This is a genomic window from Clostridium sp. CAG:265, from assembly GCF_000436575.1.
In the GTDB taxonomy this organism is placed as follows: domain Bacteria; phylum Bacillota; class Clostridia; order Clostridiales; family Clostridiaceae; genus Clostridium; species Clostridium lentum.
This window is the reverse complement of the sequence record NZ_FR886618.1, coordinates 54579-74232: the sequence shown is the minus strand read 5'-3', so window position 1 is coordinate 74232 and position 19654 is coordinate 54579. Positions and strand designations below refer to the sequence as shown.

Annotated in this window: 15 protein-coding genes; all 15 read left to right on the top strand. The window is 29.9% G+C overall.

From position 1 onward, the window contains the following. The first annotated feature begins 94 nt into the window (after window positions 1-94). Window positions 95-1033 carry a type I phosphomannose isomerase catalytic subunit gene (locus Q5O29_RS06900; RefSeq protein WP_022212234.1) on the top strand — a complete coding sequence of 313 codons (939 nt, stop codon included), beginning with the start codon at window positions 95-97 and terminating at the stop codon, window positions 1031-1033. Window positions 1034-1234: 201 nt separating this feature from the next. Next, window positions 1235-2155, top strand: a complete 921-nt coding sequence (locus Q5O29_RS06895; protein WP_022212233.1) for a CPBP family intramembrane glutamic endopeptidase — start codon at window positions 1235-1237, stop codon at window positions 2153-2155. A 292-nt stretch (window positions 2156-2447) separates the two neighbouring features. Continuing rightward, on the top strand, window positions 2448-3050 hold the full coding sequence (locus Q5O29_RS06890) for an ATP-binding protein (RefSeq protein ID WP_022212232.1): 603 nt from the start codon (window positions 2448-2450) through the stop codon (window positions 3048-3050). 259 nt (window positions 3051-3309) lie between these two features. After that, the gene (locus Q5O29_RS06885) at window positions 3310-3753 is read left to right on the top strand and encodes a MarR family winged helix-turn-helix transcriptional regulator (RefSeq protein ID WP_022212231.1); all 444 of its coding nucleotides are present in this window, start codon (window positions 3310-3312) and stop codon (window positions 3751-3753) included. A 70-nt stretch (window positions 3754-3823) separates the two neighbouring features. Further along, window positions 3824-5557, top strand: coding sequence for an ABC transporter ATP-binding protein (locus tag Q5O29_RS06880; RefSeq protein WP_022212230.1), 1734 nt, complete (start codon window positions 3824-3826; stop codon window positions 5555-5557). A gap of 43 nt (window positions 5558-5600) precedes the next feature. Beyond that, on the top strand, window positions 5601-7457 hold the full coding sequence (locus Q5O29_RS06875) for an ABC transporter ATP-binding protein (protein WP_302622969.1): 1857 nt from the start codon (window positions 5601-5603) through the stop codon (window positions 7455-7457). 131 nt (window positions 7458-7588) lie between these two features. Then, entirely contained in the window at window positions 7589-8749 is a 1161-nt protein-coding gene (locus Q5O29_RS06870) for a DUF6688 family protein (protein ID WP_022212228.1), read from the top strand. A 204-nt stretch (window positions 8750-8953) separates the two neighbouring features. Continuing rightward, window positions 8954-10630, top strand: a complete 1677-nt coding sequence (locus tag Q5O29_RS06865; RefSeq protein ID WP_022212227.1) for a PP2C family serine/threonine-protein phosphatase — start codon at window positions 8954-8956, stop codon at window positions 10628-10630. A gap of 18 nt (window positions 10631-10648) precedes the next feature. Continuing rightward, a complete protein-coding gene (locus Q5O29_RS06860) occupies window positions 10649-12007 on the top strand; it encodes a VWA domain-containing protein (RefSeq protein ID WP_022212226.1) in 1359 nt (452 codons plus the stop codon). An 18-nt stretch (window positions 12008-12025) separates the two neighbouring features. After that, complete coding sequence (locus Q5O29_RS06855) at window positions 12026-12532, top strand: FHA domain-containing protein (RefSeq protein ID WP_022212225.1); 507 nt, start codon at window positions 12026-12028, stop codon at window positions 12530-12532. Window positions 12533-12543: 11 nt separating this feature from the next. Further along, window positions 12544-13680 carry a protein kinase gene (locus Q5O29_RS06850; RefSeq protein WP_022212224.1) on the top strand — a complete coding sequence of 379 codons (1137 nt, stop codon included), beginning with the start codon at window positions 12544-12546 and terminating at the stop codon, window positions 13678-13680. Continuing rightward, window positions 13677-14756, top strand: a complete 1080-nt coding sequence (locus tag Q5O29_RS06845; protein ID WP_022212223.1) for a cAMK family protein kinase — start codon at window positions 13677-13679, stop codon at window positions 14754-14756. Before Q5O29_RS06850 ends, Q5O29_RS06845 begins: the two co-directional genes overlap by 4 nt. A gap of 30 nt (window positions 14757-14786) precedes the next feature. Further along, entirely contained in the window at window positions 14787-15491 is a 705-nt protein-coding gene (locus Q5O29_RS06840) for a hypothetical protein (RefSeq protein ID WP_022212222.1), read from the top strand. Window positions 15492-15774: 283 nt separating this feature from the next. Next, the gene (locus Q5O29_RS06835; protein ID WP_022212221.1) at window positions 15775-17370 is read left to right on the top strand and encodes a peptide chain release factor 3; all 1596 of its coding nucleotides are present in this window, start codon (window positions 15775-15777) and stop codon (window positions 17368-17370) included. A 342-nt stretch (window positions 17371-17712) separates the two neighbouring features. After that, complete coding sequence (locus tag Q5O29_RS06830) at window positions 17713-19647, top strand: nucleoside-diphosphate sugar epimerase/dehydratase (RefSeq protein WP_022212220.1); 1935 nt, start codon at window positions 17713-17715, stop codon at window positions 19645-19647. Window positions 19648-19654: the final 7 nt, after the last annotated feature.

Here is a 19654-nt window from a genome sequence, read left to right as displayed (position 1 = left end):
TTTGAAGCATTAAAAAAATATATACCTGGGGTTTATTGCAATAAATTTTATTTCAAGCTCAATTAAAAGATTTTGTTAATTATGAGGTGAAAATATGTATCCAATAAGATTTGAAAATCTATACTTTGAAAAAATATGGGGAGGAAGAGATTTTAAAGCAATAAGAGATAATTTACCAGAAGGAAATATTGGGGAAAGTTGGGATATAGCGTGTCATAGACATGGTGTGAGTATTGTTATTAATGGATATCTAAAAGGACAAACTTTACAAGAAATAATAGAAGAATATGGACATGATTTAGTGGGAAGTAAAGTAGGGGTTGAAAAGTTTCCATTGTTAGTTAAGTTAATTAATTCAAGAGAAAAATTATCTGTTCAAGTTCATCCAGGAGATGAATATGCTATGAAGAATGAAAATGAGTTAGGAAAGACGGAAGCGTGGTATGTTATAGATGCAAAACCAAATGCAAAATTAATTGTTGGAACTAAAAATTGCACTAAGAAAGAGTTTGAAAAAGCTATAGAAGAAAATCGAACAGAGGATTATTTAAATGTAATAGATGTAAAAAAAGGTGATGCATTTTTAATAAATAGTGGAATGGTACATGCTATATGTGAGGGGTTGATTATAGCAGAAATTCAACAAAATAGTGATGTTACTTATAGGGTATATGATTATGGAAGACAGAGGGAGCTTCATGTAAAAAAATCATTAGATGTAATTGATTTTAATTTAAAAGCAGAAAATTTATCTAATAGTAAAATTGAAAATTTTGAAATATTTGATAAAGTGAAATTATGTAAAAATAAATATTTTGCAATGGAGAAAATTAATATTCAAAATAAATATATTAGCAGTAGTGAAAAAGAAAGATTTCATATAATTACTTGCGTAGATGGAGAAGGTAGTATAAGTGGAGGTAGTATTTCAGAAGAAATAAGAATAGGAGATAGTATACTTATTCCAGCAAATTTAGGTCAGTATGAAATTGTGGGCAATATTTCAGTTTTAAGAAGTTATGTTACTATATAAAATTTAAATTTCAATAGCAATAATTACAGAAAAGAAACTATTATTTTTAGTATTTCTTTAATTGAAAAGATATTTGGAAAAATATCTGTAGTACTTTTTTATTTAAGTTAAAGCTATTCTTTAATGTGTATAGTATACAGTAAATGGTAATAATTAAAATGTAATAGAAATATATTTATAAAGAAATAAGGGGTGAATAAAATGAATTCTGAGTTAAAGACAAATGTAAATGTAAAAAGCGTATTTAGTAGAGTTGGACTAGCAGCAGCGGTGCTGGGGGTTGTTGTTAATTTGGTACAAATGCTAATAATCACAATATTTAATATCGTTAATCCTGCTTTTGAAAGCAATGGTTGGTTTAGATATTTACTTATAGCAGTAAGCTTTTATTTAATAGGATTTCCTCTATGTTGTTTGATACTTAAACGCATTCCAGATGGACACAAAAGAGAAGAAGAAAGTTTAACCTTTGGTGGTTTCATTAAGTTCTTTTTAATTTCCTATTTTGTAATGGTATTATTAAATTTATTTACTATGGGATTTATATTGGTAGTAGGAAAAGTAAAAGGAGCAGATGTAGTAAATCCATTGGAAGGAGTTATTTCTAATAGTAGTATTTGGGCTACTATAATTTTTGCAGGAATATTATCACCAATAATTGAAGAAATTTTATTTAGAGGAGTAATGCTTAATAAGCTTAGAACTTATGGAGATAAGATAGCAATAATAACTACAGCTTTGTTATTTGGTTTATTTCATGAGAATTTTTCTCAATTTTTCTATGCAGTAGGTCTTGGAGTAGTATTTGCGTATGTTACTTTAAAGACAGGAACAATTAAATACTCCATTGGACTTCATATTATGATAAATATGATGGGAAGTGTTATAGGCACAAAAGTACTTAGCAGTAATACTGCTACAATGATTTTTGGTATTGTAGTATGGGTATTTGTAATAGCTGGATTAATTTTATTTATTAAAGATTTTAAGAAGATGTCATTATTGCCTGGTGAAGTGACCATTGAAAAGGGGTATGTAGTAAGTGAAACATGGTTAAATATGGGGATGATGATAAATCTTATAATAAGTTTATCTTTAATGATTTATATCCTACTTGTGTAAGGATATTCTTATACTAAAGCTTAAAAGTAAGTGGGGTTGTATTTAATATGCCTCACTTTTTTATATAAATTATAAGTAGATAAGTTTTAATTAAGATACGATGAAAGTATAAAGATGAATAGTATAGTGGGAAAAATTAATGGTGATATAGAATATTTGAATAATTTAATTATAGAGAATCATTAAAAGTTGAAATAACTTGAAAAAATATATAAAAGATGATATAATAAAAACTCCTTTAAAAATACGAATGAAAAATTGATACTTAATAGAAATATTTGGAGGTTTATCAATGCCAACAAGAATTGCAATTCTAGGAGGACCTAGATGTGGTAAGACAACTTTAATACAACAATTATATGTAGATTTAAAAATTAGAGATTTAGATGTAGGTGTTGCTACAGAGTATAGTACAGATTACTTAAGAGATAAAGGTATGATTGAAACTATTTCTGAGCAATATGGAATATATTTAGGGCAATTACACCTAGAAAAAAGCTTAGATTGTCACCAATATGCTATTACAGATTATGCAACTTTCGTTCCATATATTTATGGAAGATTAATGCTTGGAGATAAGATAAGAAGTAAAAAGGAAATTGAAATTTTAAATGATTTATATAGTTTAGCAATAAGAGATTTACCTCAATATGATTACATATTCTTTGTTCCAAGAGAATTTGGATATAAGAAAGATGGAGTTAGGTGGCAAGATGAAGAAGTTGCTAAGGCAGTAGATAAAGCTATCTTAGGGTTCTTAGATGCTGAAAATGTTAAATATTCAGTAATTACTGGTTCAACTAAAGAAAGATCTGAAGCAATCATGAAAATAGTTGGAATAAACAATCCAGTTGTTCAGCCAATAAAGTTAACAGAAGTTAAAAACGCTAAGTAATATTTTTTAATATTATACATATATTATAGGGAAGTAGGTTTAGCTTGATAAATGGACAAGCTACTCCTATTTTATTTTATTTAAAAATGAATAATTAATAGAGATTGATGAGGATTCTATTTAATTATGTATTTAAAGCAAATCCATTAAAGCTTATAACAATTCACAATTTTCCATTGTAAATTAATTTAAACTTGTGTTTAAAAGTTTATTGTTATATAATATATAGTATGCTATGTATTATATAGGGAGAGAAACAATGAAGAAGGCTAGAGTAGATGCTCATGTTGGGCTCTTAATTAAATTTCTTAACAATTCTATAACTAATGAAATTAATAGAAATCTTTTAAAATTTAATTTGACAGCAACACAACATGAAGTATTAGTATATATTTTGAAAAATGAAAATAAGAGAGATGTATTTCAAAAAGATGTTGAAAAACATTTAAAATTAACTAATCCTACTATTACAGGAATAATAAAAAGACTAGAAGAAAAAGGGATGATAGTTAGGTGTGCTAGTACTGGTGATGCTAGATGTAAGTGTTTGCATGTTACAGAAGAGGGTCATAATATATTACATAAATGCTTTCATCAAGGAATACTTAGTGTTGAAGCAAAGCTTGTAAAAAATATATCTGAAAAAGATCAGGTATTACTAAAAGAACTATTATATAAAGCATTAAAAAATTTAGAGGAGTAATCCTCTTTAATTTTAATATTATACATAGCTAACTATGTAATTACAAAATTTATTTAAAGAGGTGAAGAAAATGATAAAGAAGTTATACCCTTATATGAAAAAGTATAAAAAGTATTTATTTTTAGGGGTTGCATGTGCTGTTTTAGAAGTTGTTTTTGAACTTTTAATACCACTGGTAATGGCTAAAATAGTAGACGTAGGAATATCGTTAGGTGATACTGGATATACCATTAAAATGGGGTTATTAATGGTTTGCATGGCAATGATATCACTAAGCTTTGGTCTTGCATTATCAAAATTTGCAGCTATAGCAGGACAAGGCTTTGGAGCAGAACTTAGAGAGGCTGAATATATTAAGATTCAAAGTTATTCATTTAATAATATTGAAAAATTCAGCACTTCGTCATTGATTACTCGTTTAACTACGGATATAACAATGATTCAAAACTCAATGACAATGGGAATAAAATTACTAGTTAGAGCACCTATGATGCTTATATGTGCTTGTGTTTTAGCTATAACAATAAGTCCTAAATTAGCAATGATATTTCTAGTATCAATTCCTGTTTTAGTAATATCTATAGGTCTTATTATTAAGACTGTTAAACCAAGATTTGATATTATGCAAAAGAAGATTGATAATATCAATACAGTAGTACAGGAAAATTTAATTGGTATTAGAGTAGTTAAGTCATTTGTTAGACAAGCTAAGGAAAAAGAAAAGTTTAAAACAAGTAATGATGATTTAGTAAATGCATCCACTAGTGCTTTTGGACTAGTTGTTTTAAATATGCCAATTATGCAGGCTGTTGTATTCTCTAGTGTAATAGGAATACTGTGGTTTGGAGGAAATATGGTTTATGCAGGAACATTAACTGTTGGTAAGTTAACAAGTTTCATGACATATTCATTCCAAATTCTAATGGCGCTAATGATGATTTCTATGGTTCTTATGATGATATCAAGATCAGTAGCATCTGCTTCACGTATTTTAGAAGTGTTAGAAGAAGAACCAGATATAGTTGATCCAGCTAATGCAGTTATGGAAGTTGAAGATGGTGAAATCGAGTTTAGAAATGTTAGCTTTAAATATGAAGATGATAGCGAAGAAGAAAATCTTGAAAATATCAACATAAAAATTAAAGCTGGCGAAACAGTAGGTATTATTGGAAGTACAGGTGCTGGTAAGACAAGCTTAGTACAACTTATACCAAGATTATATGATGCCACTAATGGTGAAGTATTTGTTGGTGGTAGAAATGTTAAGGAATATAACATAGAAGCCTTAAGAAACTCTGTAGCCATGGTACTGCAAAAGAATACACTATTTAGTGGAACAATTGCTGAAAATTTAAGATGGGGTAATGCTGAAGCAACAGAAGCACAAATTGAAGCAGCAGCAACATCATCTTGTGTAGATGAATTTATCGATAGATTACCAGGAAGATATGATATGCATATTGAGCAAGGTGGAGTAAATGTTTCTGGTGGACAAAAACAAAGACTTTGTATTGCTAGAGCTATTCTTAAGAATCCAAAGGTAATTATCCTTGATGATAGTACAAGTGCAGTAGATACAGCAACAGATGCTAAGATTAGAAAAGCTTTTGCAGAAGATTTAAAAGATACTACTAAGATAATAATTGCACAAAGGGTTAATTCAGTTTGTGAAGCTGATAAAATAATTGTCATGGATGATGGAAGAATCGATGATATTGGTACACATGATGAATTAATGGCAAGATGTGAAATATATAAAGATGTATACAAGTCTCAACAGGAAGGGGTGGGGTTACGTGAGTAAGGATAAAATGCATCCAGTGGGAAAAGGTACAGATGGAAAGAAAATGCCAGGTGGCAAACCTAAACCTAAGAATATGAAAAAGACATTAGGTACTTTATTAAGGTACTTAGGTAAATATAAGTTATTTTTAGTTATAGTATTAGTACTTGTAGTATTTAATTCATTTGCCATGGTAGCAGGTTCATATTTCTTAAAACCATTAGTTAATAATTATATACTTCCAGGAGATTTTGCAGGATTGGCAAAGATGCTGGTAATACTGGGAGCAATCTTCTTAGGAGGAGCTTGTTCAGCCTATGGTTATGGAAGAATTATGGTACATGTTTCTCAAAATACCATTAGAGATATAAGAAGAGATTTATTTAATAAGATGCAAGATCTTCCTATTAAATATTTTGATAGAAATACTCATGGTGATTTAATGAGTCTTTACACAAATGATATTGATAATATTGGTGAAGCATTAAATAACAGCGTTGCCAATATTATGTCATCATCACTTTCATTTATAGGAATGATTGTTATGATGGTTGTATTAAGCCCAATATTAAGTTTAATAACAATATCATTTTTAGCATTAATGATTTTTATAATTAAAAAGATTGGTTCTAAGAGTAAATATTACTTTGGAATGCAACAAAAAAATATTGGTAAGTTAAATGGTTATATTGAAGAAATGATTGAAGGGCAAAAGGTTATTAAGGTGTTCTGTCATGAAGATAAGGCCATTGAAGATTTTAAGAAGTATAATGAAGAGTTAAGAGAATCATCTACAGGTGCTCAAGCCTTTGGTGGATATATGATGCCAATGCTTGGTAATATGTCTCATATGAATTATGCTATTACATGTTGTGTTGGTGGACTTTTAACCATTGCAGGAAAGTTTGACCTAGGTTCATTAGTCTCTTTCCTTCAATATACAAAGCAAGTATCTAATCCTATAGCTCAAGTATCACAACAGGTAAATATGATATTAGCTGCTCTTGCAGGTGCTGAAAGAATATTTGCAGCTCTTGGAGAAGAAGAAGAAGTTGACAATGGACAAGTTACTCTTACTAGAGTTGAGGTAGCAGCAGACAATACATTAAAAGAAACTACTAAAAATACAGGACGTTGGGCTTGGAAGCTTAAAGATGGAAGCCTTAAATTGCTTACAGGTGATGTTAGATTTAAAGATGTTGTCTTTGGATATAATGAAGAAAAAATAGTATTAAAGGATATTAATCTTTTTGCTAAGCCAGGACAAAAGATTGCTTTTGTTGGTTCAACAGGAGCAGGTAAAACAACAATAACAAATTTAATAAATAGATTCTATGAAATCAATAGTGGTAAGATTACTTATGATGGAATAGATGTTAAAGATATTAAGAAAGCAGATTTAAGAAAATCGCTGGGAGTAGTATTACAAGATACTCACTTATTTACAGGTACAATAGCTGATAATATTAGATATGGTAATTTAGATGCAACAGATGAAGAAGTAATTGCAGCTGCTAAGCTTGCCAATGCTCATTCATTTATCAAGCACTTACCACATGGATATGATACAGTATTAACTGGTGATGGTGAAGGATTATCACAAGGTCAAAGACAATTGTTAAATATTGCTAGAGCAGCAGTGGCAAACCCACCAGTACTTATTATGGATGAGGCTACTAGCTCAATTGATACAAGAACAGAAAAGCTTATTGCAGAAGGTATGGATAAGCTTATGGAAGGAAGAACTGTATTTGTTATAGCACACAGACTTTCAACTATTAAAAACTCTGAAGCAATAATGGTACTTGAACAAGGACAAATTATTGAAAGAGGAAATCATGATGAGCTTCTTGAAATTGGTGGAAGATATTATCAACTTTATACAGGAAAAGCACAATTAGATGCCGAAGAAGCAATATAGATAGAAATGAAAAATGGAAACTCTTATTAATTAGGAGTTTTCTTTTTTTTAATAAAATATAAAAAAGCAACTCCATAAGTCTATTATTATTTGAAAAAAAGAATTATAATATTTTTAAAAGAAGGGATTTTATGGTTTGGAGAGTATTGTTTTATTTATATGTTATTGCAGCTTTTTCAGTGCCAGTCTTTTGGATTTATAAATTGATACAAAGTTTCTTTGGTAAAAGAGGAATATTTATAAATAAAAAGTTTATTTTAAATAATGAGAAGGTAGAGGTATTTTACTCTTTTATTGTGATAGCTTTAAGCAGTTTTAATTTATTATGTATTAGTAGTTTAGTAGATACAGGTATACCTCTTGAAAGATATGAATTAAATGGTCAGTATTTAAATAGCTATACGCCTTTATCTTTTCAGCATATTTTAACCTTTGCAGTGCTTTTTATTTTAGGATTGCTAGTATATTTTATCTTGATAAATTTCAATGGAAAAATGGCACCTTTACTTTATGTCATAAGCTGTAGCATACTTTTAATTAATATAGCATTAAACGTCATATATTTTACTCATACTTTTAAAGTAAATGACTGGGAGTTTGCCTCTTCTTATATAATTAAGGCTTTAGGACGTCATTTAATTTATTTGAGCATGATGTATGTGGTACTTTTAAAGCAATCTATGGATAAGGTAATAAGTGTAGAAGGAGAAAAAAATAAAATCTATAAGAATGTATTAGTAAATAAGCTATACAGAATTTTTATAAAGTATGAAACTAATGTTGGCTTTTGGACATTGTTTATTTTTCCTGTGCTTTTAGCTATTCAGCTATTCCTTGTATTATTTGGCCAAAAGCCTGATAGTTTTATTCAAGTGTTTTTAGATACTAGTACGTATAATTATTCTAAGGTTATACCGCCAGATCCAGTGATACTTCCAGGGGATGGACACTATTTATGTACGGTGGCAGCTAGAGGTCATGAAAATTTGGTGAAGCCTTTAAGAAGTGGTATTAGACGCGGTAAACGAATAACTGTAAACAGGCAGCTTATGGTAGCCAATGCTTTTGAAAATATTTTAGAAGAATATACGCCAACAATTCATAAAATAATTAGATATATTTATGATAAGTACGGGTATCCATTAAGCAAGCATATAAATACTAAATTTTCTGCGGATATAGTTTATATTCTTATGAAACCGCTGGAGTGGATTTTTTTAGTTGTTTTATATTGTGTAGATGATAATCCAGAAAATCGCATTAATATTCAATACAGTGAATTAAGGAATTGACCATAGTTCACTGTTACCTAATGCAGTATTCATAAGCAATACTGTATTTTTTTATGTCACAAAATAGAAGTAATGTTCAATATATAGTAACAACATTTACTGCAAACAGAAGTAGAATCAGTTATATTTCAATATAAATTTTAATATATATTATGGAGTTATTAGTTTAATTTATAAGAAATTATAAGGCAGGGAGGTGGAGTAATGGTAAATATATGTCCAAGATGTGGAAAGGTGCTGAAGGATTCAAAATATTGTGATAGCTGTGGTGGGGTAATCAGTATTGCTGAGGGAATTCAAGAATATGAAGAGTGTACTCTTACCAATAATTTTTACAAGATAAAATCAAAGGTAAGCTATGAAGATTTTATTTTCCATAGGAAAACTATTGAAAATCCTCAATATGTTGATGAAGAAAATCAAGAAATTTACTTTTTAAAAAAAGAAAATAGCAAGTCTTTGCATCAATATATAGGTGATAGGAAGCTGGAATTAAATGAGATAAATACAATTATCATAAGGCTTATAAAAATATTTAAAGAACTTGCAGAAGAGAAGCTCATTATAAGTGCTATTAACCTAGAAGATTTTTGGCTAAATGGCGATGATATAGAAAGCTTAAAGCTATTTAATAGACGTAGATTTATAAGGAATAAAGCAATTGTAGATAACTTTGATTATGGATATTCCATAAGTTCACCGGAGGTATTAAATAAGGTTGAAGGAAAACTAGATGAGGAGTCTAATGTTTATATCTTTGGCAAGCTTTTATTACAACTTATATTAAATAACTTTGGAATCCTAAGTGATGATGAAGAAATGTATTATGGATATAATTTAAGGTTATTTAGAGGTGATCTGCCATATAAGTTTCATAATTTTATCATGAGATGCTTAAATATTACTAAGGAAAAAAGATTTAAATCCATTAAAGAATTGGAGGAAAGATATAAGTATCTCATTGAAGAAAGACATAATATTGAAAAGGCAAAACTAAAGGTAAAAAGCCTTGGCAGTACTAATGTAGGTGTAAATAAATTGAAAAAGGCCTTAAGAGATATGCATATAAAAAAATATGAAGATGAAAATGAGTTTAATGAAGATATGTTTTTAGTGATGAAGGATGAAAAAAAGGAAGTTACCCTTTTAGCCCTAGGAGATGGAGTATCAACGGCAAAACTAGGGTCAGGGAAAGAAGCCAGCTCCATCTTAAGAAAGAATATAATAGAAGCTTTTAAGGAAAAGGGATCTCTTCTAAAGGATGAAACTAATATTAAGGAATTTTGTAGTAAAGTAATTACAAAATCGAATATAGATATTATTGAATCCATAAAAACAAAGGTAGACATAAGAAAAGAACCACCATCAGGAATTATGGCCAGTACATTGATATTAGCCATTGTGGTAGGAAACAGAATGTATTACACATCCATAGGTGATAGTAGGCTCTTTATATATAGTGAAAAAGATGGACTTAACTTACTAAATTATGAAGATAATGTGATGAATTTAAAATTAGCTAATGGAACGCCTTGGGATAAGGTGGTGAATTCAGAAGGTAGACATGCCATAACAAGATATATAGGGGGAGGATCTTTTAAAGATGGCAATCTTTTTCCTAGGAAATTTAATATCAGTATACATTGTCTAGAATTAGAACCAGGTGAGATAATTATTATTTGTTCCGATGGAGTCACTGATTATATAAATAAATCTTACTATAATGATGACTTATGGAAAGTTACAGAAAGCCTTGAAAGAATAATAAAAGAAAATAAGCAAAAGTCATTGGAGGTATTAAATAACAAGATAATAACTGAAGCTAACTTAAATGGTGGAGGAGACAATATAACCATTATAACTTCTAAAATTTTAAAATAATTTCATGGAGGGGACTAAATGCAAGATTTAGTAATAAAGACTGGAGCTAATATTCCATATTTGCTTTCAGATAATGAAGAGAAAAATATCATTGTAAGGGTTGGAGTACAGCCTAGCGATGAAATAAGAAAAGACTTTATGGAAAAAGAAAAAGTAAATTCAGGGGTAGATTTATGTTTAGTGTTAGATGTTAGTGTATCCATGACAGATGTTATAGAAGAAGATAATGTTGAGTATGGTAGTAGGTTTGAAGTAGCTAAAAAAGCAGTGGAAAGTTTAATAAAAAATAGCAGTGAAGAAGATAACTTAAGTTTAATAACTTATAATGATTTACCAACAGTAGTATTTAAAAATATCAGCGGCAGAAATAAAGATTTTATGTTAACAGAATTAAATAAGGTAACTGTATCAGGTAATACAAATATTTCAGCAGCCATAAGAGAAGCAAGGATATTAATGAAGGAAGAAACCAGCGATAAGGTAAAGAAGATAATTTTTGTTACTGATGGTATTCCCACCTGTGATACTGAAGAAGATGGCATTAGAGAAGCTGAATATTTAGGTGATGATAGTATTTCACTAGATTGTCTTGGTGTAGGAAATAAAGATATCAAGTTTTCCTTCCTAGAGAAGCTTTCAATACCTAGCAATGGTAGAACAGATATCATTTCCAATGGTGAAGAAGCTGTGAAGATATTCCATAATTTATTTGATAAATCAAAACAAGTAATCATGACTAATGTAAAACTTAGACTTACTGAGATAAGTCCTCTTGTAAGAATTACTGATCATTATAGAGGGACTCCAGAAAAAAAGTATTTAGGTAAGGCCAAGATTTCTTCTGATAGAGAATATGTCATTAATATAGGTCAGATAGAAAAAGATCAGCTTTATAACTTCTATTTTAATGTAACGGTATCCAGTAGAGTTAACTTAAAGGGACCTTTTAATATCATGAAGACTGCTGTGGAATATTGTATACCGGATATGTATGGTGATAAGGTAAAGACCAATGCCAACGTAGTGGTGGTGGAATTTGGTACAGATAGTAGAAGAAGCAGATATAGAGTTGGTGATATTGAGAGAAATTTTAAGATGGTAGAAATCAAGCGATATGAAGATGAAATTGAAGAGGATTCTAAAGATGGTAATGATGCTAGGGTAATAAATAATCTTCAAAGAATCATAGGCATTTGTGAATACTTGAAAAATGAAGAGCTTATTACTGGTTATAAAGGAATATTAGAAAAGTATCGTGAAGAAAAGAAGCTTGATATGTCCAAGATGAATGAAAATAGAAATACCAGTACCAAGATAGGTGATGATGGGCTTATTAATCTGCCTCTAGACATAGAATCAATTTTTGAAGACCAATAATGGGAGGGAGCAAGATAAATGGAAAAAAAAATATGCATAAAGAATTCCTGTGGCAAGATTTATACTCCGGAAAATGATGAAGAATATGAAACAAGAACATGTTGTGGAATATGTGGTGCGCCAGTGGAAGTAGATTTAGGAGATTATCCTTATGAAATAGTGGAAGAAGAAAGAATCGTTAAAAAAATAGAACCTCTTCCAGGAGAAGGACCAAGGATTCTTATCTATAAAGGAAGAGAAATTGCTGCAGTAGTTAATCTTGAATATGATGAAACTATCATAGGACGACAAAGTATTAACTCAATACCTGATATAGACATGACTAGTATAGATGAAGATAGAAATGTCAGTAGGCAGCATGCCATGATTTATAAGGAAGATGGTAACTTTTATTTAAGAAAGCTTTCAGCTTCCAATGCATTGCATGTTAATACTGAACCAGTAATAGATGAAGATGTTAAATTAAATGATGGAGATATGATAGTATTAAGCAGGAAATATGGATTACAATTTATAGCACAGTAGGTGATGTATTTATGTGGAAGTGTTGTAGATCACTTAATAGAAATTTTCAAGAGTTTACCATTGAATGTGGTGAAAAGGATGAAACATTAAAAGCTCCAATAACCATTGGAGAAGGAAGATATGAAATCAAGGATATAAAATCTGCTGATGGAGGCTTTGGTATAGTATATAAAGCTATTGATAAAAAGCTTAATAATAGGAATGTACTTATAAAAGCCAGAAGGTATGATAATATTCCAGGACTATTTAGTTATGCTTACGACAAATCAAGAGATGATGAAATAAGGGATATGAGAGAAGAAATATCCTTTGAAATAAAATGTCTTAAGGCATTTAAAAATAGTGGTGAAAGCAGGATGCCTAATATAAATGATGTGGTCTACGATTACTGTCCAGAAATTCATGGACCACATATAGATGTGGATGGTGTCAGGTTTTATTGTGAAGATGAAGAAATATATAATAATGAACCATATATAGTTATGCAGATGATAGATGGAGAAAACCTAGGACATTATGTTAATATGGGATTTAATTATGTGATGAATGATAGAAATTATACCAATATAAGACGTTGGGAAAATGATGTGATGGAATATGCCCTGGAGCTTACCACTATCCTCTCCAATTTTCACCAGCGACATAAATCAAAAATTTATCCTAAATATAATAAACAATACTTTATTTATCAAGATTTAAAACCTGATAATATTATAATCACCAGCAGGCTTTTTATTACACTCCTTGATTTTGGTTCAATGAACCTTGTGTTAGAAAATGATGATGAAGAAGTCATCAGCAATATAAAGGGAGCAGGTATACCAGGAGCAGGAACTTTTGGTTATAAACCACCGGAATTTAGAAGTGGTAGTGCATCTTTAGCTAAGCTAGATGAAAGAGCTGATATATATACCTTAGGTGCAACTCTTTATCATTTATTAAGATGTAAGCCTTTAACAGAAGAATTAAAAACAGAAGATACCATAATTCCCATAGAAAGATTGATGGATATGGGGTATTTAGATGAAACAGCCAGCCTTGTGAAGAAATGCACTGAATATAGTAAGGAAGATAGATATAAGAATGTAATGGAAGTGAGGACTGAAATTCTCAAGAACATGGAATTAATAAGGAGAAATATGCTATGACCATGGAAAATATAAATGAAAGATGGAAGATATTATCCTTAGAAGAAATTGAAGAACGATGCAAGGGAAATTTTAATTGGGTAAAGGAGGTGGAAGAAAGAACAGATACTCTTACCAAGATAAATATGGCATATGATCAATCGGTGAAAAGGCTTGTGATAGCAAAGAGTACATGCTATAGAGAAAAGGACTTAAAGGAAGGGCGCATAGAAGAAAGAAGAGAATATTTAATGCAACAATTAAATATCTTAAATGATATTTCATCAATGCTTTTGCCAGAGCCCTTAGATTGGTTTAAGACCATAAATGATGAATTGGAAGATGAATATAGCTTCAGTGAGCCTATCTTAATTTTAGATTATATACCAGGTATAGATTTAAGAAGTAAAATCAGAGAAAAGGTATTTACCGATGAATTCGGTAAGGTACAGGTTAATAGGATAATAAAGCTTTGTCGTAAGATATTAGCATTTTTAAAGGTATTGGAAGAGAAAGGCTATGGTGTAGTAGGATTAAGTGATGAGCATATCGTCATTCTCAATGATGATGTACCTAGGTTTGTAGGCTTAAGTCACATATGTAAGATGAGGGAAGGGTACTTGGATATAGGACATTTAAATTTTGAAAGAACCATTTATGGATATTCAGCGCCAGAACTTAATGATTACAATAGTAATGCTCGTTTTAATATAAGAGGAAGGCAAGTGGGAGCTTTTTCCCTTGGAGTGCTAATGCATCAAATAATCTGTAGCAGATATAAGTTTGCGTCCAGTGATATAAAGGGAGGAGCCTTTGTTTATCCCAATGCAACCACAGGAGATTTTATTATAGATGTTAATAATAAAAGTTATAAGGGGAAGCTTCTTCATATGCTTATAACAGATTTATGCAGACATGAAGTAAGTGAAAGGTTAATTGATTATGATGAAATTGAAAGGCGCCTTATGGAAATAGAAGAAGCAGACGATGGTGATATTTATAGAGTAAAGCCTATAAGAAACAGTACAATTCACATTCATCGCCAAAATAAGAAGGGATTTTTAGATAAGTTAAAGGAGATTTTAGGATTAAATTAATAAATTATTTGTGTATAAGGAAGTGACAGAGTGGAAGAAAAATTGGAATTAAAGTTTGCACAAATAGATAAAAGTGGAGCCATAAACTTTACTGATAAATGGATATTATCAGAATATAACAATGGGGCTTTCTTTTTAACTAAGGATAATAAGTCATTGATTGGTAGACGTATAATAATGATAGATGATAATGAAGAGGAAATATGGACATCAAAAATAATGTATATGGACAATGTATTTTTTGATAGCGATAAGATTAAGTATAATTGCTTATCATCTAATGCTATTAATATTAAAAATATACCTAATATAAATAAAATCTATCGTGTATATGTGGAAGGTACAGAACTATATACTAATTTGTTCATAGAAATGGCAACTGATGAAGATGGAATTGTTTTTAATGAAGAAGTAAATGGTCAGAAGAAATCCATTTGTGATTATCTAAAAGGAGCCATTAGTAATTTACAAAATGAAAGTAAGTATACCTTTTTCCACAATAAATCTAGCATTAACTTTGTGAGATTTGCTCATAATAAATTTCAGTTTTCAGCAGTAGATAAGGATAACGGTAATATATGGCTAGAAGTGGAATATAAGACACCAGCAGAAGAGGAAGCTTTAAGGGAAGCAGTAAGAAAGATTAAAAATGAATTTAAAGAAATAAATCTAGTTGAAGTCAGCAAGGACGAAGAAAAGTTTGCTTCCATTGCAGAAATTATAGTTAAAAATTAAATGGAGGATGTCGCATTAAGAATAAATAATACAATATGTTGTGTTAGTTTTTAATTATTAAAACAATATATTGTATATAAAATTTTTAGTGCGACATCCCCTTTTAGTTAAAGAGGTGGAGATGGAATTATAAATAAACTTGAATAAAAGACATACATGAATTACAATAGACTAGGAATATCTATAATAACGAATTATAGATTATCAATGATGAATTAAAGAAAAAACTCCAGCGGTAGCGGAGTTTAGGTAATTATAGATTAAAATTTAGGAGGATGACAAATTGGCAGATTACATAAATGAGATTAAGAAAAGAAGAACCTTTGCAATCATATCTCACCCTGATGCTGGTAAGACAACATTAACAGAAAAGTTCCTATTATACGGAGGAGCAATTAGGCTTGCAGGTTCTGTAAAAGCAAGAAAGGCATCAACACATGCTGTTTCAGACTGGATGGAAATAGAAAAACAAAGAGGGATTTCTGTTACTTCATCAGTAATGCAGTTTAACTACTCAGGACACTGCATCAACATATTAGATACTCCAGGACATCAAGACTTCTCTGAAGATACATATAGAACTCTTATGGCTGCTGACTCTGCAGTAATGGTTGTAGATGCTGCTAAAGGGGTGGAAGATCAAACAAGAAAGTTATTCCATGTATGCTCATTAAGAGAGATGCCAATCTTCACTTTCATCAATAAGATGGATAGAGAAGCACAAGATCCATTCCAATTACTTGAGGATATTGAAAGCGAACTTGGAATCAAGACATATCCAATGAATTGGCCAATAGGTTCAGGTAAGGAATTTAAAGGTGTTTATGACAGAAAGAATGAAAGAATCATAGCTTTCAATGGTGGTAATCATGGTGCTACAGAAGTTGAGGCAATAGAAGGTTCTGTAGATGATGAAAGATTTAGAGAAATCTTAGGATCAGCACTTCATGATAAGTTAATGGAAGATATTGAACTTCTTGATATAGCTGGTGATGAATTTGATGTGGAAAAAGTAAGAACAGGAGAATTAACTCCAGTATTCTTTGGATCTGCCTTAACTAATTTTGGAGTTGAGCCATTCTTAGAAAACTTCTTAGAAATGACTACATCACCACTTCCAAGACAATCAAACATTGGAGAAATAGATGTATTTGATGAAAATTTCTCAGCTTTTGTATTTAAGATACAAGCTAATATGAACAAAGCTCATAGAGATAGAATTGCTTTCATGAGAATATGTTCAGGTAAATTCCAAAAAGGATTAGAAGTTTTCCATATGCAAGGTGGTAAGAAAGTTAAACTTGCTCAACCACAACAATTTATGGCTCAAGATAGAGAAATAGTAGAAGAAGCATATGCAGGAGATATCATTGGGGTATTTGATCCAGGAATCTTCTCAATTGGAGATACATTATGTATGCCTTCAAAGAAATTTAAATTTGAGGGAATTCCAACATTTGCACCAGAACACTTTGCCAGAGTTAGACCAGTGGACACTATGAAGAGAAAACAATTCGTTAAGGGTGTTACACAAATAGCACAAGAAGGTGCAATTCAAGTATTTAGAGAAAATCATGTTGGTATGGAAGAAATTATCGTTGGAGTTGTAGGGGTACTACAATTTGAAGTTCTTGAATATAGACTAAAGAGTGAATATAACGTTGAAATTAAGATGGATAGACTTCCATTTAGATATGTAAGATGGATAGAAAATAATGACATAGATATAGATAAGTTAAACTTAACTTCCGATGCTAAGAAGGTAAAAGACTTTAAGGATAGAAACATATTAATATTCCAAAATGATTGGGGTATCAATTGGGCTTTAGAACATAATAAAGGTTTAATACTTTCAGGTGTAGGAAAAAGTGATGAATAATTAAATTAAATAAAGTAATATTAAAAAAAGACATCAAATTTGAGTAAATTTGATGTCTTTTTGTTATGTTGAATTTTATATTAATTAAAATTTTTAATATAAATAAAAATAAAATAGTATTAAAAAAATAATAAAAAGATTAATATTTCCAAAAATAGAAAAAATATAATGTTGAAAGAAAGAAGTTTATATCATAAATTTTAGAACGAAACTTTATGTTTATATATTAAAAGAGTGTTATACTTAATTAGGTATTAATGTTAAATAATGGGTTGATAATTTTGTTAAAAAATATTTTATTCAAGTTAATGAAGAAAGAATATGAAATGAGGAGGAAAGCTAATGATAAGCAATGTACTAACAGAATATGTATTAAAAAATAGGAAGACTAAAGTTGGAATTTTACTTTTATTAGATTTTTCTTTAATAATATTCTCATATTTTTTATCTTATATATTTAGATTTTATTTAGAGTATATGACTTTTAATGAAATAATAACATATTTTATTGGAAATTTTAATAGGATAATTTTAGCAACTATAATATATATTACAGTATTAGCAATATTTAAGCAGTATAATAGCATTTGGTCTTTAGCAGGAGTTTCAGAATTAAGCAAAGGAATTATTGCAGTTACAGTAGCTTATGTATTAAATGCTATATTATCATTAGTGTCAACAAACAGAATACCAATTATGGTAACTACTTTATCAGCAATATTTATTATGGTTTCTTGTAATGGTCTTAGATTAAGTTGGAGAATATTAAGACGAGCAATTATTTTTAATACAACCATTAAAAATAAAAACTTTAAAAGAGTATTAGTTATTGGAGCAGGTTCAGCAGGGGCTTTAGTAGTAAGAGAATTAAGCAAAAGACCAGAACTAAAAAAGAGAGTTGTGGGAATTATTGATGATGATAAACAGAAGCTAGGAACTTATATAGATGGAATAAGAATATTAGGCAATAGATATGATATAAAGCAAATAGTTTATGAAAAGGATGTTGAAGAAGTAGTAATTGCTATTGCTAATTTAGAAAAAAAGACATTAAAAGAATTAATTAATGAATGTAAAGAATTAAAAGTTCAAGTTAAAATAATGCCAGGTCTTAATGAGATGATAGATGGTAAATTTTCTATTGATAGCATTAGAGATGTGGATGTTAATGATTTATTAGGTAGAGAAACTGTGAAACTTGATTACAGTGGAATAGCTGATTATTTGCAAGAAAAAATAGTATTAGTAACTGGTGGGGGAGGTTCTATAGGTTCAGAGTTGTGCCGTCAAATAGTAAGATTCAATCCAAAACAACTTATTATATTAGATATTTATGAAAATAATGCTTATGAAATTCAAATGGAGTTAAAAAGAAATTATCCAGAGCTTAACTTAGTAACTCTTATAGGCTCTGTAAGAGATAAAGTAAGATTAGAGCATGTATTTAATCAGTATAAGCCTCAAGTTGTTTTCCATGCAGCAGCTCATAAGCATGTGCCGTTAATGGAAGATAGTCCATGTGAAGCTATTAAAAATAATGTTATGGGCACATTGAATGTAGCAGAAGCAGCAAGTAAATACAATGTTGAAAGGTTTGTTCTAATATCAACAGATAAAGCAGTAAACCCAACAAATGTTATGGGAGCCAGCAAGAGACTTTGTGAAATGATAATACAAGCAATTAATAAAGAAAGTAAAACTGATTTTGTGGCAGTTAGGTTTGGCAATGTATTAGGTTCCAATGGATCAGTGGTTCCGTTATTTAAAAAGCAAATTGCTAAGGGAGGACCTGTTACCCTTACTCATAAAGAAATAACAAGATTTTTTATGACTATTCCAGAAGCAGCACAGCTTGTACTGCAAGCCGGTGTTTATGCAAAAGGTGGAGAAATATTTGTTCTTGATATGGGAGAACCAGTTAAGATATATGACTTAGCGAAAAACTTAATTAAGCTTTCAGGTTTTGAACCTAATAAGGATATTGAAATAGAAGTAACAGGGTTAAGGCCAGGTGAAAAATTATATGAAGAACTTCTTATGGATGAAGAGGGATTAAAGAATACAGCTCACGAAAAGATTTTTATTGGTAAGCCAGGATACTTTAATTTAGTAAAATTGAAAAAAGCTATTTCAAGATTAATGTATATTTCAAGTAAAAACGATATGGTGGAGTTGAGAAATACATTAAAAAGTATAGTACCAACTTACAAGGAAAATATAGAAGAATCAACAAGTATGGCAAAGGAAGAAATAGCAGCAACTACAACTTTCAAGTGATAAATAA